Raw genomic sequence first — 14,848 nt, forward strand, 5'->3', positions numbered from 1 at the left:
CGACCGCTCAACGCATCTTGGACGGAAGCCACAGCGACAGTTCCGGGACCAGGATGATCAGCGTGAGAATGGCAAGCATCGTCAGATAGAAGGGCGTGAAGCCCTTGACGGCGTCCTCGATGCTGATGCGGGCGATCGAGCAGCCGACGAACAGTGACGTGCCAACCGGCGGCGTACACAGGCCGATTCCCAGGTTGACCATCATGATGATGCCGAAATGGATCGGGTCGAAGCCGACCGCGGTCACCACCGGCAGCAGGATGGGGGTCATCAGCAGGATCAGGATTCCCATATCGACCAGCATGCCCAGAACCAGCAGCAGCAGGTTGACCATAAGCATGACGACCAGCGGATCGCTGGAAACGCTGGTGAAAAATGCCGATACCATCACCGGAACCTTCAGCCAGGCCAGCAGGAAGGCAAAGACCGATGACGCCCCGATGATGGCAATGATCATCGACAAGGTCTTCAGCGAGCGCAGGAAAACGTTCAGCACGTCCCGCGGGCCCAGGGACCGGTAAACGAACACGGTGATGATCAGGCCGTAGACCGAGGCGACCGCGGCCGACTCGGTGGCGGTAAAAATGCCGAACAGGATGCCGCCGATGATGATGAAGATGACGAACAGGCCGGCGATCGCATCGAGGAAGATGCGGAGGGATTGTCGCAGGGAATAGGTATCGCCGCGCGGAAACTTCTTCAGGACGGCAATGACGTAGCACACCGTCATCAGGCTGCAACCGAACAGGATGCCCGGGATATAGCCGGCGATGAACAGTTTGCTGATCGACAGACCTCCCGCCGCGAGGGCGTAATAGATCATGTTCTGGCTGGGCGGGATGATGATGCCCTGCACCGAACCCGAGACGGTTACCGCGGTCGCGAAATCGGCGGGATACCCTTTCTTTTTCATCAGGGGGATGAGAAAGGTGCCGATAGCCGACACGTCGGCCACCGAGGAACCGGAAATCCCGCCGAACAGCATGCTCGCCAGCACATTGACCATGGCCAGGCCACCGCGCACCTTGCCGACGACGGCGTCGGCAAGCCTGATGATCTTGTCCGACATGCCGCCGTCGCTCATGAGTTCGCCGGCGATGATGAAGAAGGGGACGGCAAGGAACGTGAAGCTGTTCAAGCCGGAGACCATCTTCTGCAGCAGCACCACCAGGGGAATGTCCAGGTACAGTCCACAGGTCACCGAGGCGGCGATCAGGGCGACGGCAATGGGCACCCGGATCAGGATCAGCCCGAAGAAAGCCGCCAACAAGATGATCAGCGCGGTGGCGTCCGTGGTCATTCAGATCCCTCCAGCCGCTCGATGATCGAGGTTGCGGCGAAGGCGTCCGGCCGGAACAGGTGTATGCCGGCGTAGAAGGCGGTCAGGCCACCCGACAGGATCAGGCTGTAATAGAGAACGGCTTTCGATATCCCGAGGGCGGGCATGCTCTGGATGGCGGTCTTGGCAACCAGCACGCCGCCGTAATGGATCATCAGTCCGGCGAGGATCAGAATCAGCACGTCGGACAGGATCTGCAAAACCCGAATGGCGGCGTCCGGCAAGTTGCGGGTCAACGAATGGAGCGCGATGTGGTAGTTGTGCCCGAACCCCAGCGCCATGCTCATATAGCCGAACCAGATCAGGATCAGCAGGGTCAGTTCCTCAGACCAACTGGTCGGATCGTTGAACACGTAGCGCAACACGACCTGTGAAAAGATGATCGCCAGCATGGCGATCAACTGGATGGCGCAGAGATACACCACCGTATGGTCGATGAAGACAACGATCCGCCGGATCATACCTACTTCTTCCTCGCCATCCGCCCGTCCTTTCAGAACCCATGCGACCGGAAAACCGCGGGGGCGACGGGTGGTCGTCCCCGCGGCAAGGCATTGCGGGCGTTACTTGACGGATTCGATCCGCTTGAGCATGTCCGCGTAGTCGGGGAACGTCGCATAGATTTCGTTGACCGCCTTGCGGAACGGCGCGTTGTCGATGGTTGTGATGACGACGCCGGCGGCGATGGCTTTCTTCTTGGCCTCTTCGTTGCCCTTGACCATGAGATCGCGCTCGAAGATGGCGGCTTCCATGCCGGCGGCCAGGACGGCCGTCCGGTGTTCCTTCGAAAGGGAATCCAGCTTGTCCTTGCTCATCAACAGCATCGCCGGCGGGCTCAGGTGGTTGTCCTCGGTGAAGAAGGGAGCGACCTCGAAGTGGCCGGAGGTCACATAGCTGACATAGTCGTTCTCCGCCCCGTCGATGACGCCGGTCTCAAGGGCCGAGTAAACCTCGCCATAGTTCATCGGGGTCGGCGTGGCACCCAGCAGCTTGACCATCTGGATCGAGATCGGCGCCGGCTGGACGCGGATCTTCTTGCCCTTGAGGTCGCTCAGGCTTTTGATCTGCTTGCCCTTGATCGTATAGAAGGAGCGGGTTCCGGCCTCCATGTAACCGAGATTGACCAGGCCCTGCTTCTCGAGCGCGGCATCGACCTCCTTGCCGATCTTGCCGTCGAGCACCTTGAACTTGTGGTCGATGTCACGGAACACGTAAGGCAGCGTGAAGACGCCCACTTCCTTGACCACGTTGCCGACCACCACGCTGTTCACGCGGGCAAATTCGATCGCGCCAAGCTGGGCCTGCTCGATGGTCTCGGGCTCCTGGCCAAGTTGGGCGGCGGTATAGACAGACACCTCGATTTCGCCGTTGGTCTTTTCTTTGACCAGCTTGGCGAAGTGATGCATGGCGACGGAAACCGGATTGTTTTCCGGCTGGTTCTCGGCCAGGCGCATCGTGATCTTGGCGGCGCTTGCCGGATGGATTCCGCCCAATGCCATCGCGGCGATGGCGACGAGGCCGAGGCCCCAGAAGGTTTTCGATTTCATGATCTCTTCTCCTGCTCCCCATGTGGAAGGTTCGGTCGAGGCGTGTTGCTCCATATCCATGGACCGAGATGGACCCGCGCGATTTGCGGCCCGTTCTCGCCATCGATCCATTCAATGAAATCGGCCCATTCGCCGATTGCCGGTACACTCCGCGTCTCTGCGATCGCGTGCAGCGGATTGACGCGGCAGAGCCGCAGGATGTCATCCCATCCGAAGTCGAACCACGCCATGACGTTGCGGACCATTTGGTCCATCGATACCGACGATCCGGCCAGGTACGGCGACCCGGGGATGCGGACCACGCCGTCCGGGCTGCGCTCGATCCGCGCTTCGCCGATGGTATAGATCCCAGCCGGCGTGTTCGGTCCGGCCGCGGCGGCGGCATCGGACGTCAGGATGGAGCGGCGCACCGTCTTGGCTCGCAGCCAACTGCGAAGAACGGCCGACGGGATGTGGATGCCGTCGGCGATGAAGCCGGCGAACAGCCCGTCTTCGGCAAGCTGGGAGAACAGGGGGTTGTCGTTTTTCGCAAGCTGGTGGGGTAGGCCATTGCCGAGATGGGTGGACAAGGTCGCCCCGGCCTCGACGGCCCTGTGAATGGTTTCGGCGTCGGCGGCGGTATGGCCGATGGAGCAGGTGATGCCGCGGGCGCGGAGGATGGGAATCAACTCGATGACGCCGGGCACCTCCGGAGCCATGGTCAGGATGCGGATCGGCTTGCGGCGGCCGGCCAGAAGGCGTTCGACCGTCGCCAACGAAGCCGGCTTCATGGCATCGGCCGGGTGGCAGCCGGAATATCCGCCCTGCGTCGAAAGAAAGGGCCCCTCGACATGATAGCCCATCACCATCTGCTGTCCGAGAGCGCTTGCGGCGATGGCGCGGTCGAGGGCATCGAGGCGCTCCACCAAGTCGTCCTCGTCCGCGGTGATCAGCGTCGGCAGAAACCGGGTAACCCCGCAAGCCAGGAGTTCGTGAAGCGCGCCCTCGAACGTCGCCGGCGGTAATGTGGCGGCATTGAAATCAACGCCCGCGAAGCCGTTGACCTGGATGTCCACGAGGCCGCAGGTGACGCAGGGCGCGCGGATTGGCGTGGTCTCCGCGGGGCGGCAGGGCAGAACGGAATCGATCCGTCCATGCGCATCGACGGCAATGTCGAACCGAGGCGCCTCATCGCCGAAATACACCCTGAAAGTCGAAGATGCGGCTCGTGCGATGAATGCCATGGCCCGTCAGGTGCCTGTGGAGGAAGACGAAAGTAGGGAGGCGGAAGCCGCATCCAGATACAGATGGGCGTCGGCATGGTCGCGCAGGATCGAGGCGGGCCTCAGGTTCGACACCGGTTCCTCCAGGCAGGCCTTCACGGCGGGCGCCTTACGAGCATCGGGCACGGTGCAGATGATGGTTGCGCTCTTCATGATTTGTCGGATCGACATCGACACTGCCCGGGCCGGCACATCGTCCAGCGTCGCGAACCAACCCTCGCCCATTTGCTGGCGCCGGCAAGGTTCGTCCAACTCGACGACGATGTAGGGGGTTTCAATTTCGAAATCGGCCGGCGGGTCGTTGAATGCCAGATGGCCATTCTCGCCGATGCCGACAAAGGCGACATCGATCGGGTCTCGCACAATCGCGTTCCCCAGGCGGGCCAGTTCGCCCTCCAGATAGGCGGCGTCGCCTTCCACGAACACGAAACGGCCAAGGTCGGGGACCTTGGCGAGGAATCGCTCCTTCAGGTATTTGCGGAAGCTGGCCGGATGGCTCTCGGGAAGGCCGATGTATTCATCCAGGTGAAATGCCGTGACTTTCGACCAATCGATGCCGGGGAGTTCAACCAGGGCGGCCAGCAAATCGAACTGGCTTGCGCCGGTGGCCAGGATGATGGCGGCCTTTCCCTTGCTCGCAATGGCCTTGCGGATCGCTTCGGCGCCGCGAATGGCGCCATCCCGGCCGGCTTCCTGGGCGGTATCGCGTCGATAGACCTGCACCGGACTCCTCCTCAACCTGAACCTTGCACTGATTTAATAACTTATGGTGTAATCAAATCAAGGTCAATTTTCGCTGTTGGACCTTTTGGCGGAAAGAGGGAGGAATGCTCGGCCGTCTGAATCATTGGGACCCTCCCGCGGTGGCGACCGCGGCGGACCGAAACAAGGCCAGGATTTACACCCATATCTGCGCGTCGCCGGAGGTCACCCGCAAGCAGATCGCCAGTGACCTGAAAATCCGCCCCGCCACGGTGTCGGCCCTGGTGGCCGGCCTGCTGGAACACCGTCTGGTCCGCGAGGGTGAACCCTTCGTTGAGAACCGCAAGGGCCGTCGGGAGATCCCCCTGACGCCGGTGCCCGACCGCTTTGCCGCCATAGTCGTGCATGTGGTGTCCAACACGGTCCGCGCCACCCTGGTCGACATGGCGGGCAACGTTCGGGCCGAAAGAAAGGTCGATCGACCGATCGATTTCATGGCGGAAAACGCCGATCTGGAGACCCTGTTCGCTTCGTTGGTCGAGGAACTCCGGCCGTGCGTGACGCCTGGCATGGACCTGGAGGGGATCGTTCTGGCCTTGCCCGGGTTGGTCGACGAGCTTTCGGGCGTTTGGATCTTTTCCTCCCGGTGGCCGAGGATGAGGGAGATGACCTTCGGGGAACTGGCCCGGCGGAGCGGCCTGAAGGTGCTGGTCAGCAAGAACCTCAATGTCGAGCTTGAACATTACCTTACCGTCCATCCGGAAGCGGCGGAGGGAGGGACCCTGTTCGTCCACTGGGGATTCGGAATCGGCGCTGCCTATGCCCATGACGGCCAGATCTTGCGGCCCCATGGCGGAGGATTCGGTGAACTGGGTCACTGGCTCGGCGGCGCGCAGATGGACCGCCAATGCCTGTGCGGAAAACGCGGCTGCCTGGAAACCGAAGCCGCCCTCTGGGCCATTCTCCCGGAAATCCGGCACGCCTATCCGGATGCGCCGGGCGATGAATGGGCCTTCGAGGATTTCCTGGCGCGGATGGATCTGGCCAAGTGCACAGTCATTCGGCGGGCGACCGAACGTTTCGTCACTGCCTTGCACGATCTTCAAATGGTGTTGTTCGCCCGGACCATCGTCGTGACGGGGCCGTTCGTGCAGGATGCGGGCATCTTCGATCGTCTGAGGACCGGCCTGCTCGGCCTGCTTCCCACCTACGCCAGGAAAGACCTGAAACTGGCCACCGCAAGGCATGTTGCGGCGGACGAGATCATCGGCGCCGCAGCCCCGTTCTTCGAGGCGGCACTGCGCGATCATCTGAACCTCCCCGACTGATGCGGCGCGTGCCGGAAAGCCGCAACACGGAGGAATCTCTTATTTTCAGGGGATAGGTGGTGCCGCCGCACAGAATTGAACTGTGGACCCCGCCCTTACCAAGGGCGTGCTCTACCCCTGAGCTACGGCGGCACCGGGAAATCGGGGCGCACCATGCCACAGTGGACCGACCAACGCAAGCGCCCCTTGACGTTTCCCCAGGCGATGCCCAGGATGCCGGAAAACCACCGTTTCGGGAGGGCCGAGGCCATGTCCGAGCTGTGCCGGCCGAAGCGTCCGGCAAGGGCCGAGAAATCGCGCCAGCGCATGGAGGAACGCCGCCGCCGGCTGGCCGCGGCGCTGCGCGAGAACCTGCAGCGGCGCAAGGAGCAGGCCCGCGCCCGCCAGGCCGAGGCCGTCGCCGCCGGCGAGGCGCCGCCGGAAGCCTCTTCGGAATAACCGGCCGCGCGGGGATGCCCGTACTTGAGGCGGGCGGGCGCATGGGCTAAAACCCGCGGCGGCGATTCGCGCCGGCCCCTGCGGCCGGTCGCATCGGCGCGGCACCCGGCCGGATGTCCCGGCCGACGAACACAAGGACTCCTCCATGGATCGCATCGTCGTTCGCGGCGGCAAGCCTCTCACGGGCTCAATTCCGATCGGCGGCGCCAAGAACGCGTCGCTGCCCCTGATGGCCGCCAGCCTGCTGACCGAGGAGACGTTGACCCTCTCCAACCTGCCGCACCTGGTCGACATCACCACCATGGCGCACCTGCTGGCCGAACTGGGGGTCGACATCGCCATGAACGGCCACGCCCCCAACGGCGGCCACGCCGGGCGCACCTTCGAGTTGACGGCGGCGGCCATCGCCAATACCACGGCGCCCTACGACCTGGTGCGCAAGATGCGGGCCTCGGTGCTGGTGCTGGGCCCGCTCCTGGCGCGCGCCGGGGCGGCCCGGGTGTCGCTGCCGGGGGGCTGCGCCATCGGCACGCGCCCCGTGGACCTGCACCTCTCGGCGCTTGCCAAGATGGGGGCCGTCATCGACATCCGCGAGGGCTACGTCGAGGCCACCGCGCCCAAGGGGCTCAAGGGCGCCAACATCGTGTTCCCGATGGTCAGCGTCGGGGCCACCGAGAACGCCCTGATGGCCGCCGCCCTGGCCGACGGCGAAACCACGCTGACCAACGCCGCCCGCGAACCCGAGGTGGCCGACCTCGCCCGCTGCCTGGTCGCCATGGGCGCCGACATCGAGGGCATCGGCCGAGGCACGGTCACCATCCGCGGCCAAAAGGCCTTGCACGGCGCCCACCATGCGGTGGTGCCCGATCGCATCGAGACCGGGACCTATGCCATCGCGGCGGCCATTTCGGGCGGCGACGTCACCCTGAAGGGCACCCGTTTCGACCTCATCGAGGCCCTGGTCGAAGTGCTGCGCAAGGCCGGCGTCGAGATCTCGGAGATCCCCGACGGAATCAGGGTCAGCCGCGCCAATGGGGCGCTGCGCGGGGCCGACGCCATGACCGAGCCCTATCCGGGTTTCCCCACCGACATGCAGGCCCAGTTCATGGCCCTGATGACGGTGGCCGAGGGCGCCTCGATGATCACCGAGACCATCTTCGAGAACCGCTTCATGCACGTGCCCGAGCTGTGCCGCATGGGGGCCAACGTCAACGTGCACGGGTCTTCGGCCATCGTGCGCGGGGTGCCCAAGCTTTCCGGCGCCCCGGTGATGGCGACCGACCTTCGGGCCTCGGTGTCGCTCATCCTGGCCGGCCTGGCGGCCAGTGGCGAGACGGTGATCAACCGCGTCTATCACCTGGACCGCGGCTACGAACGCATCGAGGAAAAGCTGGCTGCCTGCGGCGCCGACATCGAACGGCTTTCCGACTAGAGCATTGACTCATAACGGTATTTTCGTCATTCCGGACGTTAGGCGAGCCCGGAAATCTCCGGATTTCCGGGTTGCGAGCCTTGCGATCCGGAATCCAGAAGCCGTTCCGGGACGCCTGGACTCTGGATTCCGGATCACTGACTTTCCTTTCCAAATCAAAGATTTGGAGGAAAGTCGTGTCCGGAATGACGGCATAATAGGTTCCCGGCGCCGGGATCGGTGACCCTGTCCTTCCCGACCCCGGAAATGACGAGAATCCGGTTTCGCTCGGATCCGGCAACTCTTTATAAATAAACGGAATTTTCCGGATCGGCCGAAAAAAACCTCGTCATTTCTCGTCATTTTGCCATTTTCGCTTTTTGATTCAAGGGCTTGAGCCGCTTGGTCGTGGCGGTCCCCGAGGGCGCCGCGAAAGACGCTTTCGAGCGTGCCCAGCGGCACGTCCGGCCCGTCGCCGGCCTCGGCGCGGGCGGCGTGGAAGCCGGCGGTGGAATCGCGGCGGAAGCGTTCCTGGCGATGGATCAAGCCGTTGGCGCCCTTGGGCATGGTGACATCTCCTCGCGTGTCGGGATCGAAAAGAAAGGATTCTGACTATAATCCTATTATAGGAAAAAGTCAAGAGCCGAGGCGGCGACGGCAGTGTCCCGCAACCAACGGCGTCGACAGGTCGATCGCCTCGTCCACGGCGCAATGCCCGGCCAGGCTGTCGCGGAATTGCTCCAGGATCTCGATGGCGCTGTCCCCGTAGTCGAAGACGTCGAACAGGCCGCACAGCCGCAACAGGCGATCCCACGTCCAGGAGACTGAGGTCCGGCCTTCGATGCGCTCTCCGACCGGGTCGCGAAAATAGAGCGCGTCGCCGGTAAAGGCCTGCCCGAAAGGCCGGGGATCGAGCGCCACACTCCGACAGCATCCGGCCGGCGCCGCGCAGGACATCGAGTTCGGCCCCCTCGACATCGACCTTGACGAAATCCACCCGATCGACGGCTTCCCTGGCGACGAAGGTATCGAGGCTGACGGCGTCGACCTGGACGGTGGAGCGGACCTTGAGCGTGGTGAAGGGAAAACGATCGAGCCACTTGGGATTGCCGCGATAGAACCCCGACGAATAGGGGAACTGCGTGACGTGGAAGTCCCGGGGGCCATCGGTCATGCCGACGGCATAGGGATAGAAGCGATGATGGGCGTTGTCCGGCTCGGCGTTCAGCCTGGCGCATTCCCGCTCGTCGGGATCGAAGCCGATGACGTCGCAAAACCCGGCGAAGGGCGCCCACAGCCCGCCGGCGCCACCCCGCGCCCCGATATCGACGATGCGATAGCCGCGCTTGGGCTCCGAGAGCAAGGTCGACAGCAGGGCGCCCAGGCGTGGGTTCGGGTTGGGGAATTCAAGCGTCATGATGCATAGCTCCGAGGGCTACGGTTCCGCAGACGCGACACGGCAAGGAACCCGACCTGTCCCGGATGGGCGGCCGTCCCGGGCCGGTCGCGTTCCGCTCCGCCCCAACTGGTCTTCGCCCCGGCGAAGCGGTAGAATGGTCGACGGTCGGGCTTCTTGTTGCGAGGAGGCGTTCATGCCGACGTATTCCTATCATTGCGAGTCCTGCGGCAAGACCTTCAACGTCGTTCAAAGCCTTGCGGAACACATTAAGGAGAAGCCGCCCTGCCCCAAGTGTGGGGGCAAATCGGTGGCCTGGGTGCCGGGCCCGGTGCAGGTGATCACCGGCAAGAAGACCTGAGGGCGGGCGGTCCGGCGCGGGAACGTCCCAAGGCGTTGAAATAAGGGAATAGATTCCGGCGCCGGCGGGATTGACGGAAGGGCCGGAGCCGCCCAGATCATTGTCGCCGGGAACGGCCGGCACCGTTGCCGGCGGCGCCCGACGCCCGTCGGGTGCGCGCGTTACATGTCGCTTCGTGAAGGAGGATGTGTAGCCATGCGTAACGCAAGCGACGTTCTCAAGACACGGTGGCGCGACATCGCCAATCTGATCATCGGGGGATGGTTGTTCGTTTCCCCGTGGGTCCTTACCGACGCCCCGGTTCCCGCGGCGACGTGGAACGCCTATGGAATGGGCGTCGTCATCGCGGTCTTCGCCGTTCTCGCCCTGTTGGACTTCCATGAGTGGGAGGAATGGCTGAGCGTGCTCTTCGGCGTCTGGCTGGTTGCCGCGCCATGGGTGCTCGGCTTCGACGTGGTCGGGGCCGCGGTATGGAACCAGATCGCGGTCGGCGTCGTCGTCGGCCTGATGGCGCTGTGGTCGATCTACGACGTCCACGACGTGCAGGCTCACGCCTGAGGCGAAACGGCCGGCCGGCCCCTGCCGGCGGCCGGGGCTGGTAACGATCTGCGGTTGATTTTCATCTGACCAGAGGCGCCAGGTAAGGCCATCCATTCGGTCAGAATGGGCCTGTACGCTTGACTTTTTGATGTCGTGTCGCGTATATTGGCGGTTGTATATTACGGCATCCGCCGGCGCCGTTCGTGACGGCGCGGGCGGGGCGGGCGACGAACGGACGGACCTGCCGGCGCGGCGTGCCGCGGCGGCAGGGGGTTCCGGCGACGCCGGTTCGGAATCCTCTCTCCGCTCGGGCGCGTTCCGTCGCTCGCACGGATCAACGCCGGCCTGACGGCGCCGCCGGGCCTTTTCGGCCCCCGGAGCCGGGGCGTGAAGAGGAGAGAGCGACCATGTTGTTCGTCGTTGGCGTGGCCTTTCTGATCATCGGCATAACCGTCGCCGCGTGGGCGGCCATGATCTTTCAGGACCGCATCGGGCCGGCGTCGCTTCGGCGGCTGGTCAACAACGCGGTTCTTAGCGTCATCCTGGCGATGTTCGTGGGCAGCGGGCTGATGATCCTGTTCCTGTTCGTCGTCGAATTCAAAACCCAGACCTTCGGGGCGGCCGAGGCGCTTCTGACCCTGGCCATCGCGGCGGCCGGCGTTTTTGCCGTACGCTCGATCGCCAGGCGGCAACGAAGCCGTCACGACCACCCGCACATATCCGCCGGCCACCCGGCCTGACGGCGAACCCTCAACGTCTCCTCTCCGTCCCGCCGGCGGGGAGGGTTGCGGGTCGCGCGCCCCGGAATCCTCCCATCTTGACGGGGGGGCGCCCCCGGACTACGCATTGTCCCCAGCACATCGGTTCATGGCCGGCCCCGGAAGGGCATGGCCGGGAGCGGACGACGGATGATCGGGCGGGTGGGCATGGCGTTGCGCGGCGCGGCCATCAAGGGCCGTGGCGGCGTTCTGCTGGCGCTCCTCGTCCTTCTGCTCGGCGCCGCCCTGACCCCCGCGCTGCCGCCGCCCGTGGTCCTGGGCACCGATGCCGGGCCGATGCTGACCGACACCGCATCGCCCTGGCTCAACGCCCGGCTTCCCAATTCGCAGGCGCATTCCCGTCTGGCGAAGGCTCCGGCGATCGTCTCTTCCCATCGCTGGAAGGCCGCGCCGGCCGGCTCGCCGGGGCCCGATCCCGACACGCTTGCCGTCGATTCGCCCTGGCGTCCGCATCCGGACGCCCCTTGGCCGCCGGCCCTGCCGCGCGTCTCGGCCGTCGCCGCCGTGGCGGCGCCGTACAATCCCTGCGTCCCGCAGGGCCCTCCCTTCCGCGCCGTCTGATCCGGGCGCGCCCGTCGCCGGGCGAACCCGAAAATTCCAACACATCAGCGGTCATGCCGTGACGCTCCCAAGGGCGCGTCCGCGTCCGGCGTCATGGCGGAAAAAGGGAAATAACCATGCTTTTTGTTTTCGGCGTCGCCTTCGTCGTTCTGGGCGCGGTCTTCACCGTCGCCTCGCGCGCGATTTTCTATAACGGGATGCTTTCGGCCGGCGCCCGCGGCTGGATCGGGGGCGAGACGACGAGCGTCGCCCTCGCCACCCTGGCGGGGGTTGGAGTCGTGATGGTTCTTCTCTTCTTCGTCGGCGGGTCCGATCTCGGCGTCGTGTCGACCGTCCTGGCCGCCGCCATTGCGGCGGCCGGCGTTTATGGCGTTCGCGCCATCCATCGGCGGAGCGGACTGGACAACGAGGCGGCGGGGCTTTTCGCCACGCTGGAACAGCCGGTACCGGCGGCCGAATAGCGCAGGCAATCGACATCCCATGCTCCGGGGGGCGGCTACGGGATTCACGCATCTCGGACACCGTGCTTATCTCCCTCTCCGCCCCCAGGGGGCGGAGAGGGTCGGTCCAGCGGAGCCGGATCAAGGGAGGTGAGGTGGGGATTTCGGGCATTCCCCCCGCGAACACGACGGCGGCACCTCCACCTCACCCTCCCCATCGCTGGCGCGACGGGTCCCCGCCCTCTCCCCCGCCGTGCGGCGGAGAGGGCGAATTTATGCGGCTTTCGCTACCAGCCGAGATGTGTGAACCCGATAGGGGGGGCGGGGCGTCCCCGCCCCCCCATTGCGGTGTCCCGCCGCCGCATCGGCCTCAACGGGCCATCAGCACCGGCAGTTGGGCGTGCGCCATGACGTGGCGGGTGACGCCCCCGAACATTCGCTCCTGCAGGCGGGTGTGGGTATAAGCCCCCATCACCAGCAGGTCCGATTTCATCTCGGCGCACTTGTCGAGGATCGCCTCGCCGGCCGAACGGTTGCGGCGGTCCGCCAGGACATGGCGGCCCGCCTGGATGTCATGGCAGGCCAAATAGGCGCCGAGGCGCCGGCCGGCCGAGCCCGGCGTGCGGGCGCTCTCGGCGACGATGATGTCCACCGCGTCGGCGGCCCCGATCAGATCCATCGCCGCGGCGACGGCCCTGGCGCTCTCGGCGCTGCCGTTCCAGGCGATGGCCATTCGCCCGTACGCGGCGGCGGCGGGACGCGGCGGCACCACGAGGATGGGCCGGCCCGAGCCGTCGAGAATCTGGTTGATGAGGTCCTCGTAGCCGGCTCCGCTGTCGGCGACCGGGCGCCCGACGAAAACGAGGTCGGCCAGCCTGGCCTGGCGCACCACCCGGCAACCGCGGTCGAAGTCGGTGTAGGCGTCCCAGTGGGCCGAGGGCGGCGGCGCCGTCTCGTCGGCAACGGCGGGAAGATGGAAGCGCCGGCAACTGTCATCGAACTCCTGGCGGGCCTTGCCAAGGAACGACGCCTCGTGATTGTGCACCTGCGTGACCGCCTGCTCGATGCGTTCACGCATCGATTCGTCGGCGACCGACATCAGGTCCGGATTCCAGAGGCCGGGATAGGGAAGAAGGACCTCCAGCCTGGCCTGCCAGCGCGACCCGAAGGCGCAGACCGTCTCCAGGAGAGAACGGTTGGAGGCACGATAGTCCAGAACCGCGAGCAATGCTCTCATCGACATGGCACACCTCCTCATGTCGGAATCAGCAGCTTCGGCCGTTCCCCAGTATATCATGTTTCGGCCTCGACGGGGACGGCCCGCCGAACGTCATGCGGCTGGCAATGGGCCGGCGGCGTCCCCACCTAAGAGCATGGACATCGACGACGCGGACGGAGGCCGGCCCTCGAAGGGGCCCCGGCATGCCGAAGGGGACCGTGACGCGATGGCGACCAGTTCCCCCTTTGGCTGCGAGTTGATTCCCCCATGCCTGGTTTGTTTCGCCTTCCGACGGCTCGGCTGCGGGCCGTCGCCGATTCCTATTGCTTGGCCGAGACGGTACCGTTCGTCCTGGCCCACCTCGCCTGCCTGGCCGCCGTGTGGACCGGCGTGTCGCCGGCCGACGTCGCGCTGGCCTTCGGGCTCTATGCGCTGCGCATGTTCGGGGTGACCGCCGGCTATCATCGCTATTTTTCGCATCGCACCTTCAAGACCGGCCGCGTCTTCCAGTTCATCCTGGCCTTCATCGCCCAGTCCTCGGCCCAGCGCGGCATCCTGTGGTGGGCGGCCAACCACCGCCACCACCACCGCTTCTCGGATACCGAGGAGGACGTCCATTCGCCGGTGCTGAGAAGCTTCTGGCACGCCCACATGGGGTGGATCTTCACCGAGCGCTATGCCAGGACCGAGCTTTCCGCCGTGCCCGACCTGGCCAAATTCCCCGAGCTGGTGTGGCTGGATCGCCATCCCTACCTGCCGGCCGTGGTGCTGGGCCTGACGGTCCTGGCGGCGGCCGGCTGGTCGGGCCTGGTGGTCGGCTTCTTCTGGTCGACGGTGGCGGTCTGGCACGCCACGTTCGCCATCAATTCGCTGGCCCACGTCATCGGCCGCCGTCGCTATCTGACGGCCGACCAGTCGCGCAACAACTGGTGGCTGGCGCTCATCACCTTCGGCGAGGGCTGGCACAACAACCATCATCATTACCAGGGGGCGGCCTGCCAGGGCTTCCGCTGGTACGAGATCGACGTCAGCTATTACCTGCTGAAGGGCTTGGCGGCGGTCGGCCTGGTCAGCGACCTGCGCGTGCCGCCGGCCGAGGTGGTGCGGGCCGAGCAGCGCCTGGGGCGCGCCGTCGTCGAGAAGGCGGCCGGCCAGTTGGCCGCCCGTTTCGAGGCCGAGCGCATCGTCGCCGACGTCAGGGCCGCGCTGGCCGGGCGCTGGGCCGCCCTGACCGGCGGCCGGTCGGTCGAATCGGCGCGCCTGGAACTGGCCCAGTTCCTCCAGAGCGTTCATCTTCCCGCCATGCCGACGGCGGCCGAGATCAAGGCGCAGGCGGCGGCGATGTTCGTCGACACGCCGTCGATCAACGATATCGTCGAGCGGGCCCGCCAGCGGCTGATCGAGACGGTCTGCGAAATGGCGTTGGGCCGGCCGGCGGAGACCCCTGCCGGCGCCTGATACCCCGCGCCGCCGCCTCACGGTCCTGTGGCGGTCCCGGCCGAAACCCGGTATGAATGCCAAAGCG

General features: G+C 65.4%; 17 protein-coding genes, 1 tRNA gene and 1 pseudogene. 10 read left to right on the forward strand and 9 right to left on the reverse strand.

Features of this window, described 5'->3' with window-relative positions; genetic code table 11:
• Window positions 1-7: 7 nt before the first annotated feature.
• From ODR01_RS13690 to ODR01_RS13710, 5 genes are all read right to left on the reverse strand, one after another.
• Window positions 8-1,300 (reverse strand): TRAP transporter large permease, encoded by a 1,293-nt coding sequence (locus tag ODR01_RS13690; RefSeq protein WP_316978234.1) that lies wholly within the window; start codon window positions 1,298-1,300, stop codon window positions 8-10.
• Complete coding sequence (locus tag ODR01_RS13695) at window positions 1,297-1,800, reverse strand: TRAP transporter small permease (RefSeq protein ID WP_316978235.1); 504 nt, start codon at window positions 1,798-1,800, stop codon at window positions 1,297-1,299. Before ODR01_RS13695 ends, ODR01_RS13690 begins: the two co-directional genes overlap by 4 nt.
• 102 nt (window positions 1,801-1,902) lie before the next feature.
• The gene (locus ODR01_RS13700; protein ID WP_316978236.1) at window positions 1,903-2,886 is read right to left on the reverse strand and encodes a TRAP transporter substrate-binding protein; all 984 of its coding nucleotides are present in this window, start codon (window positions 2,884-2,886) and stop codon (window positions 1,903-1,905) included.
• Entirely contained in the window at window positions 2,883-4,070 is a 1,188-nt protein-coding gene (locus ODR01_RS13705) for an N-acetylglucosamine-6-phosphate deacetylase (protein WP_316978237.1), read from the reverse strand. Before ODR01_RS13705 ends, ODR01_RS13700 begins: the two co-directional genes overlap by 4 nt.
• Before the next feature lie 45 nt (window positions 4,071-4,115).
• Window positions 4,116-4,871 (reverse strand): glucosamine-6-phosphate deaminase, encoded by a 756-nt coding sequence (locus tag ODR01_RS13710; RefSeq protein WP_316978238.1) that lies wholly within the window; start codon window positions 4,869-4,871, stop codon window positions 4,116-4,118.
• A gap of 104 nt (window positions 4,872-4,975) precedes the next feature.
• Here ODR01_RS13710 and ODR01_RS13715 point away from each other — a divergent pair, with 104 nt between their 5' ends.
• A complete protein-coding gene (locus ODR01_RS13715; RefSeq protein WP_316978239.1) occupies window positions 4,976-6,178 on the forward strand; it encodes an ROK family transcriptional regulator in 1,203 nt (400 codons plus the stop codon).
• A 57-nt stretch (window positions 6,179-6,235) separates the two neighbouring features.
• On the opposite strand, the gene ODR01_RS13720 is transcribed toward ODR01_RS13715, so the two are convergent.
• Window positions 6,236-6,310 (reverse strand) — tRNA-Thr (locus tag ODR01_RS13720).
• A 117-nt stretch (window positions 6,311-6,427) separates the two neighbouring features.
• On the opposite strand from ODR01_RS13720, the gene ODR01_RS13725 reads away from it, so the two are divergent.
• From ODR01_RS13725 to ODR01_RS13735, 3 genes are all read left to right on the forward strand, one after another.
• On the forward strand, window positions 6,428-6,616 hold the full coding sequence (locus tag ODR01_RS13725) for a hypothetical protein (protein WP_316978240.1): 189 nt from the start codon (window positions 6,428-6,430) through the stop codon (window positions 6,614-6,616).
• 145 nt (window positions 6,617-6,761) lie between these two features.
• The gene (gene murA, locus ODR01_RS13730; RefSeq protein ID WP_316978241.1) at window positions 6,762-8,048 is read left to right on the forward strand and encodes a UDP-N-acetylglucosamine 1-carboxyvinyltransferase; all 1,287 of its coding nucleotides are present in this window, start codon (window positions 6,762-6,764) and stop codon (window positions 8,046-8,048) included.
• A gap of 372 nt (window positions 8,049-8,420) precedes the next feature.
• Window positions 8,421-8,639, forward strand: coding sequence for a hypothetical protein (locus ODR01_RS13735; RefSeq protein ID WP_316978242.1), 219 nt, complete (start codon window positions 8,421-8,423; stop codon window positions 8,637-8,639).
• Window positions 8,640-8,663: 24 nt separating this feature from the next.
• Here the strand turns inward: ODR01_RS13735 and ODR01_RS13740 are convergent, their stop codons facing one another.
• Window positions 8,664-8,948 carry a hypothetical protein gene (locus tag ODR01_RS13740; RefSeq protein WP_316978243.1) on the reverse strand — a complete coding sequence of 95 codons (285 nt, stop codon included), beginning with the start codon at window positions 8,946-8,948 and terminating at the stop codon, window positions 8,664-8,666.
• A 13-nt stretch (window positions 8,949-8,961) separates the two neighbouring features.
• Window positions 8,962-9,444: pseudogene (locus tag ODR01_RS25250) on the reverse strand (FkbM family methyltransferase); the annotation flags it as partial.
• A 175-nt stretch (window positions 9,445-9,619) separates the two neighbouring features.
• Between ODR01_RS25250 and ODR01_RS13745 the strand changes: the two are divergent.
• The 5 genes from ODR01_RS13745 to ODR01_RS13765 all read left to right on the forward strand — a co-directional run bounded on the left by ODR01_RS13745 (window position 9,620) and on the right by ODR01_RS13765 (window position 12,125).
• Window positions 9,620-9,784, forward strand: a complete 165-nt coding sequence (locus tag ODR01_RS13745; RefSeq protein ID WP_316978244.1) for an FmdB family zinc ribbon protein — start codon at window positions 9,620-9,622, stop codon at window positions 9,782-9,784.
• A 195-nt stretch (window positions 9,785-9,979) separates the two neighbouring features.
• Complete coding sequence (locus ODR01_RS13750) at window positions 9,980-10,342, forward strand: SPW repeat protein (RefSeq protein WP_316978245.1); 363 nt, start codon at window positions 9,980-9,982, stop codon at window positions 10,340-10,342.
• 389 nt (window positions 10,343-10,731) lie between these two features.
• A complete protein-coding gene (locus ODR01_RS13755) occupies window positions 10,732-11,064 on the forward strand; it encodes a hypothetical protein (RefSeq protein WP_316978246.1) in 333 nt (110 codons plus the stop codon).
• 168 nt (window positions 11,065-11,232) lie between these two features.
• Window positions 11,233-11,664, forward strand: coding sequence for a hypothetical protein (locus tag ODR01_RS13760; protein ID WP_316978247.1), 432 nt, complete (start codon window positions 11,233-11,235; stop codon window positions 11,662-11,664).
• Between the two features lie 116 nt (window positions 11,665-11,780).
• On the forward strand, window positions 11,781-12,125 hold the full coding sequence (locus tag ODR01_RS13765) for a hypothetical protein (RefSeq protein ID WP_316978248.1): 345 nt from the start codon (window positions 11,781-11,783) through the stop codon (window positions 12,123-12,125).
• A 349-nt stretch (window positions 12,126-12,474) separates the two neighbouring features.
• Here the strand turns inward: ODR01_RS13765 and ODR01_RS13770 are convergent, their stop codons facing one another.
• Window positions 12,475-13,347 (reverse strand): universal stress protein, encoded by an 873-nt coding sequence (locus ODR01_RS13770; RefSeq protein WP_316978249.1) that lies wholly within the window; start codon window positions 13,345-13,347, stop codon window positions 12,475-12,477.
• Between the two features lie 243 nt (window positions 13,348-13,590).
• Between ODR01_RS13770 and ODR01_RS13775 the strand changes: the two genes are divergently transcribed.
• Window positions 13,591-14,781, forward strand: a complete 1,191-nt coding sequence (locus ODR01_RS13775; RefSeq protein WP_316978250.1) for an acyl-CoA desaturase — start codon at window positions 13,591-13,593, stop codon at window positions 14,779-14,781.
• Window positions 14,782-14,848: the final 67 nt, after the last annotated feature.

Origin of the sequence: Shumkonia mesophila (assembly GCF_026163695.1) — a bacterium.
GTDB classification, from domain to species: Bacteria; Pseudomonadota; Alphaproteobacteria; order Rhodospirillales; family Shumkoniaceae; genus Shumkonia; species Shumkonia mesophila.

Coding starts and splice junctions, on each gene's coding strand:
- ODR01_RS13695 (WP_316978235.1), bottom strand. CDS start 1,800: ATGATCCGGCGGATCGTTGTCTTCATCGACCATACGGTGGTGTATCTC.
- murA (WP_316978241.1), top strand. CDS start 6,762: ATGGATCGCATCGTCGTTCGCGGCGGCAAGCCTCTCACGGGCTCAATT.
- ODR01_RS13690 (WP_316978234.1), bottom strand. CDS start 1,300: ATGACCACGGACGCCACCGCGCTGATCATCTTGTTGGCGGCTTTCTTC.
- ODR01_RS13700 (WP_316978236.1), bottom strand. CDS start 2,886: ATGAAATCGAAAACCTTCTGGGGCCTCGGCCTCGTCGCCATCGCCGCG.
- ODR01_RS13725 (WP_316978240.1), top strand. CDS start 6,428: ATGTCCGAGCTGTGCCGGCCGAAGCGTCCGGCAAGGGCCGAGAAATCG.
- ODR01_RS13750 (WP_316978245.1), top strand. CDS start 9,980: ATGCGTAACGCAAGCGACGTTCTCAAGACACGGTGGCGCGACATCGCC.
- ODR01_RS13765 (WP_316978248.1), top strand. CDS start 11,781: ATGCTTTTTGTTTTCGGCGTCGCCTTCGTCGTTCTGGGCGCGGTCTTC.
- ODR01_RS13760 (WP_316978247.1), top strand. CDS start 11,233: ATGATCGGGCGGGTGGGCATGGCGTTGCGCGGCGCGGCCATCAAGGGC.
- ODR01_RS13775 (WP_316978250.1), top strand. CDS start 13,591: ATGCCTGGTTTGTTTCGCCTTCCGACGGCTCGGCTGCGGGCCGTCGCC.
- ODR01_RS13755 (WP_316978246.1), top strand. CDS start 10,732: ATGTTGTTCGTCGTTGGCGTGGCCTTTCTGATCATCGGCATAACCGTC.
- ODR01_RS13745 (WP_316978244.1), top strand. CDS start 9,620: ATGCCGACGTATTCCTATCATTGCGAGTCCTGCGGCAAGACCTTCAAC.
- ODR01_RS13770 (WP_316978249.1), bottom strand. CDS start 13,347: ATGTCGATGAGAGCATTGCTCGCGGTTCTGGACTATCGTGCCTCCAAC.
- ODR01_RS13715 (WP_316978239.1), top strand. CDS start 4,976: ATGCTCGGCCGTCTGAATCATTGGGACCCTCCCGCGGTGGCGACCGCG.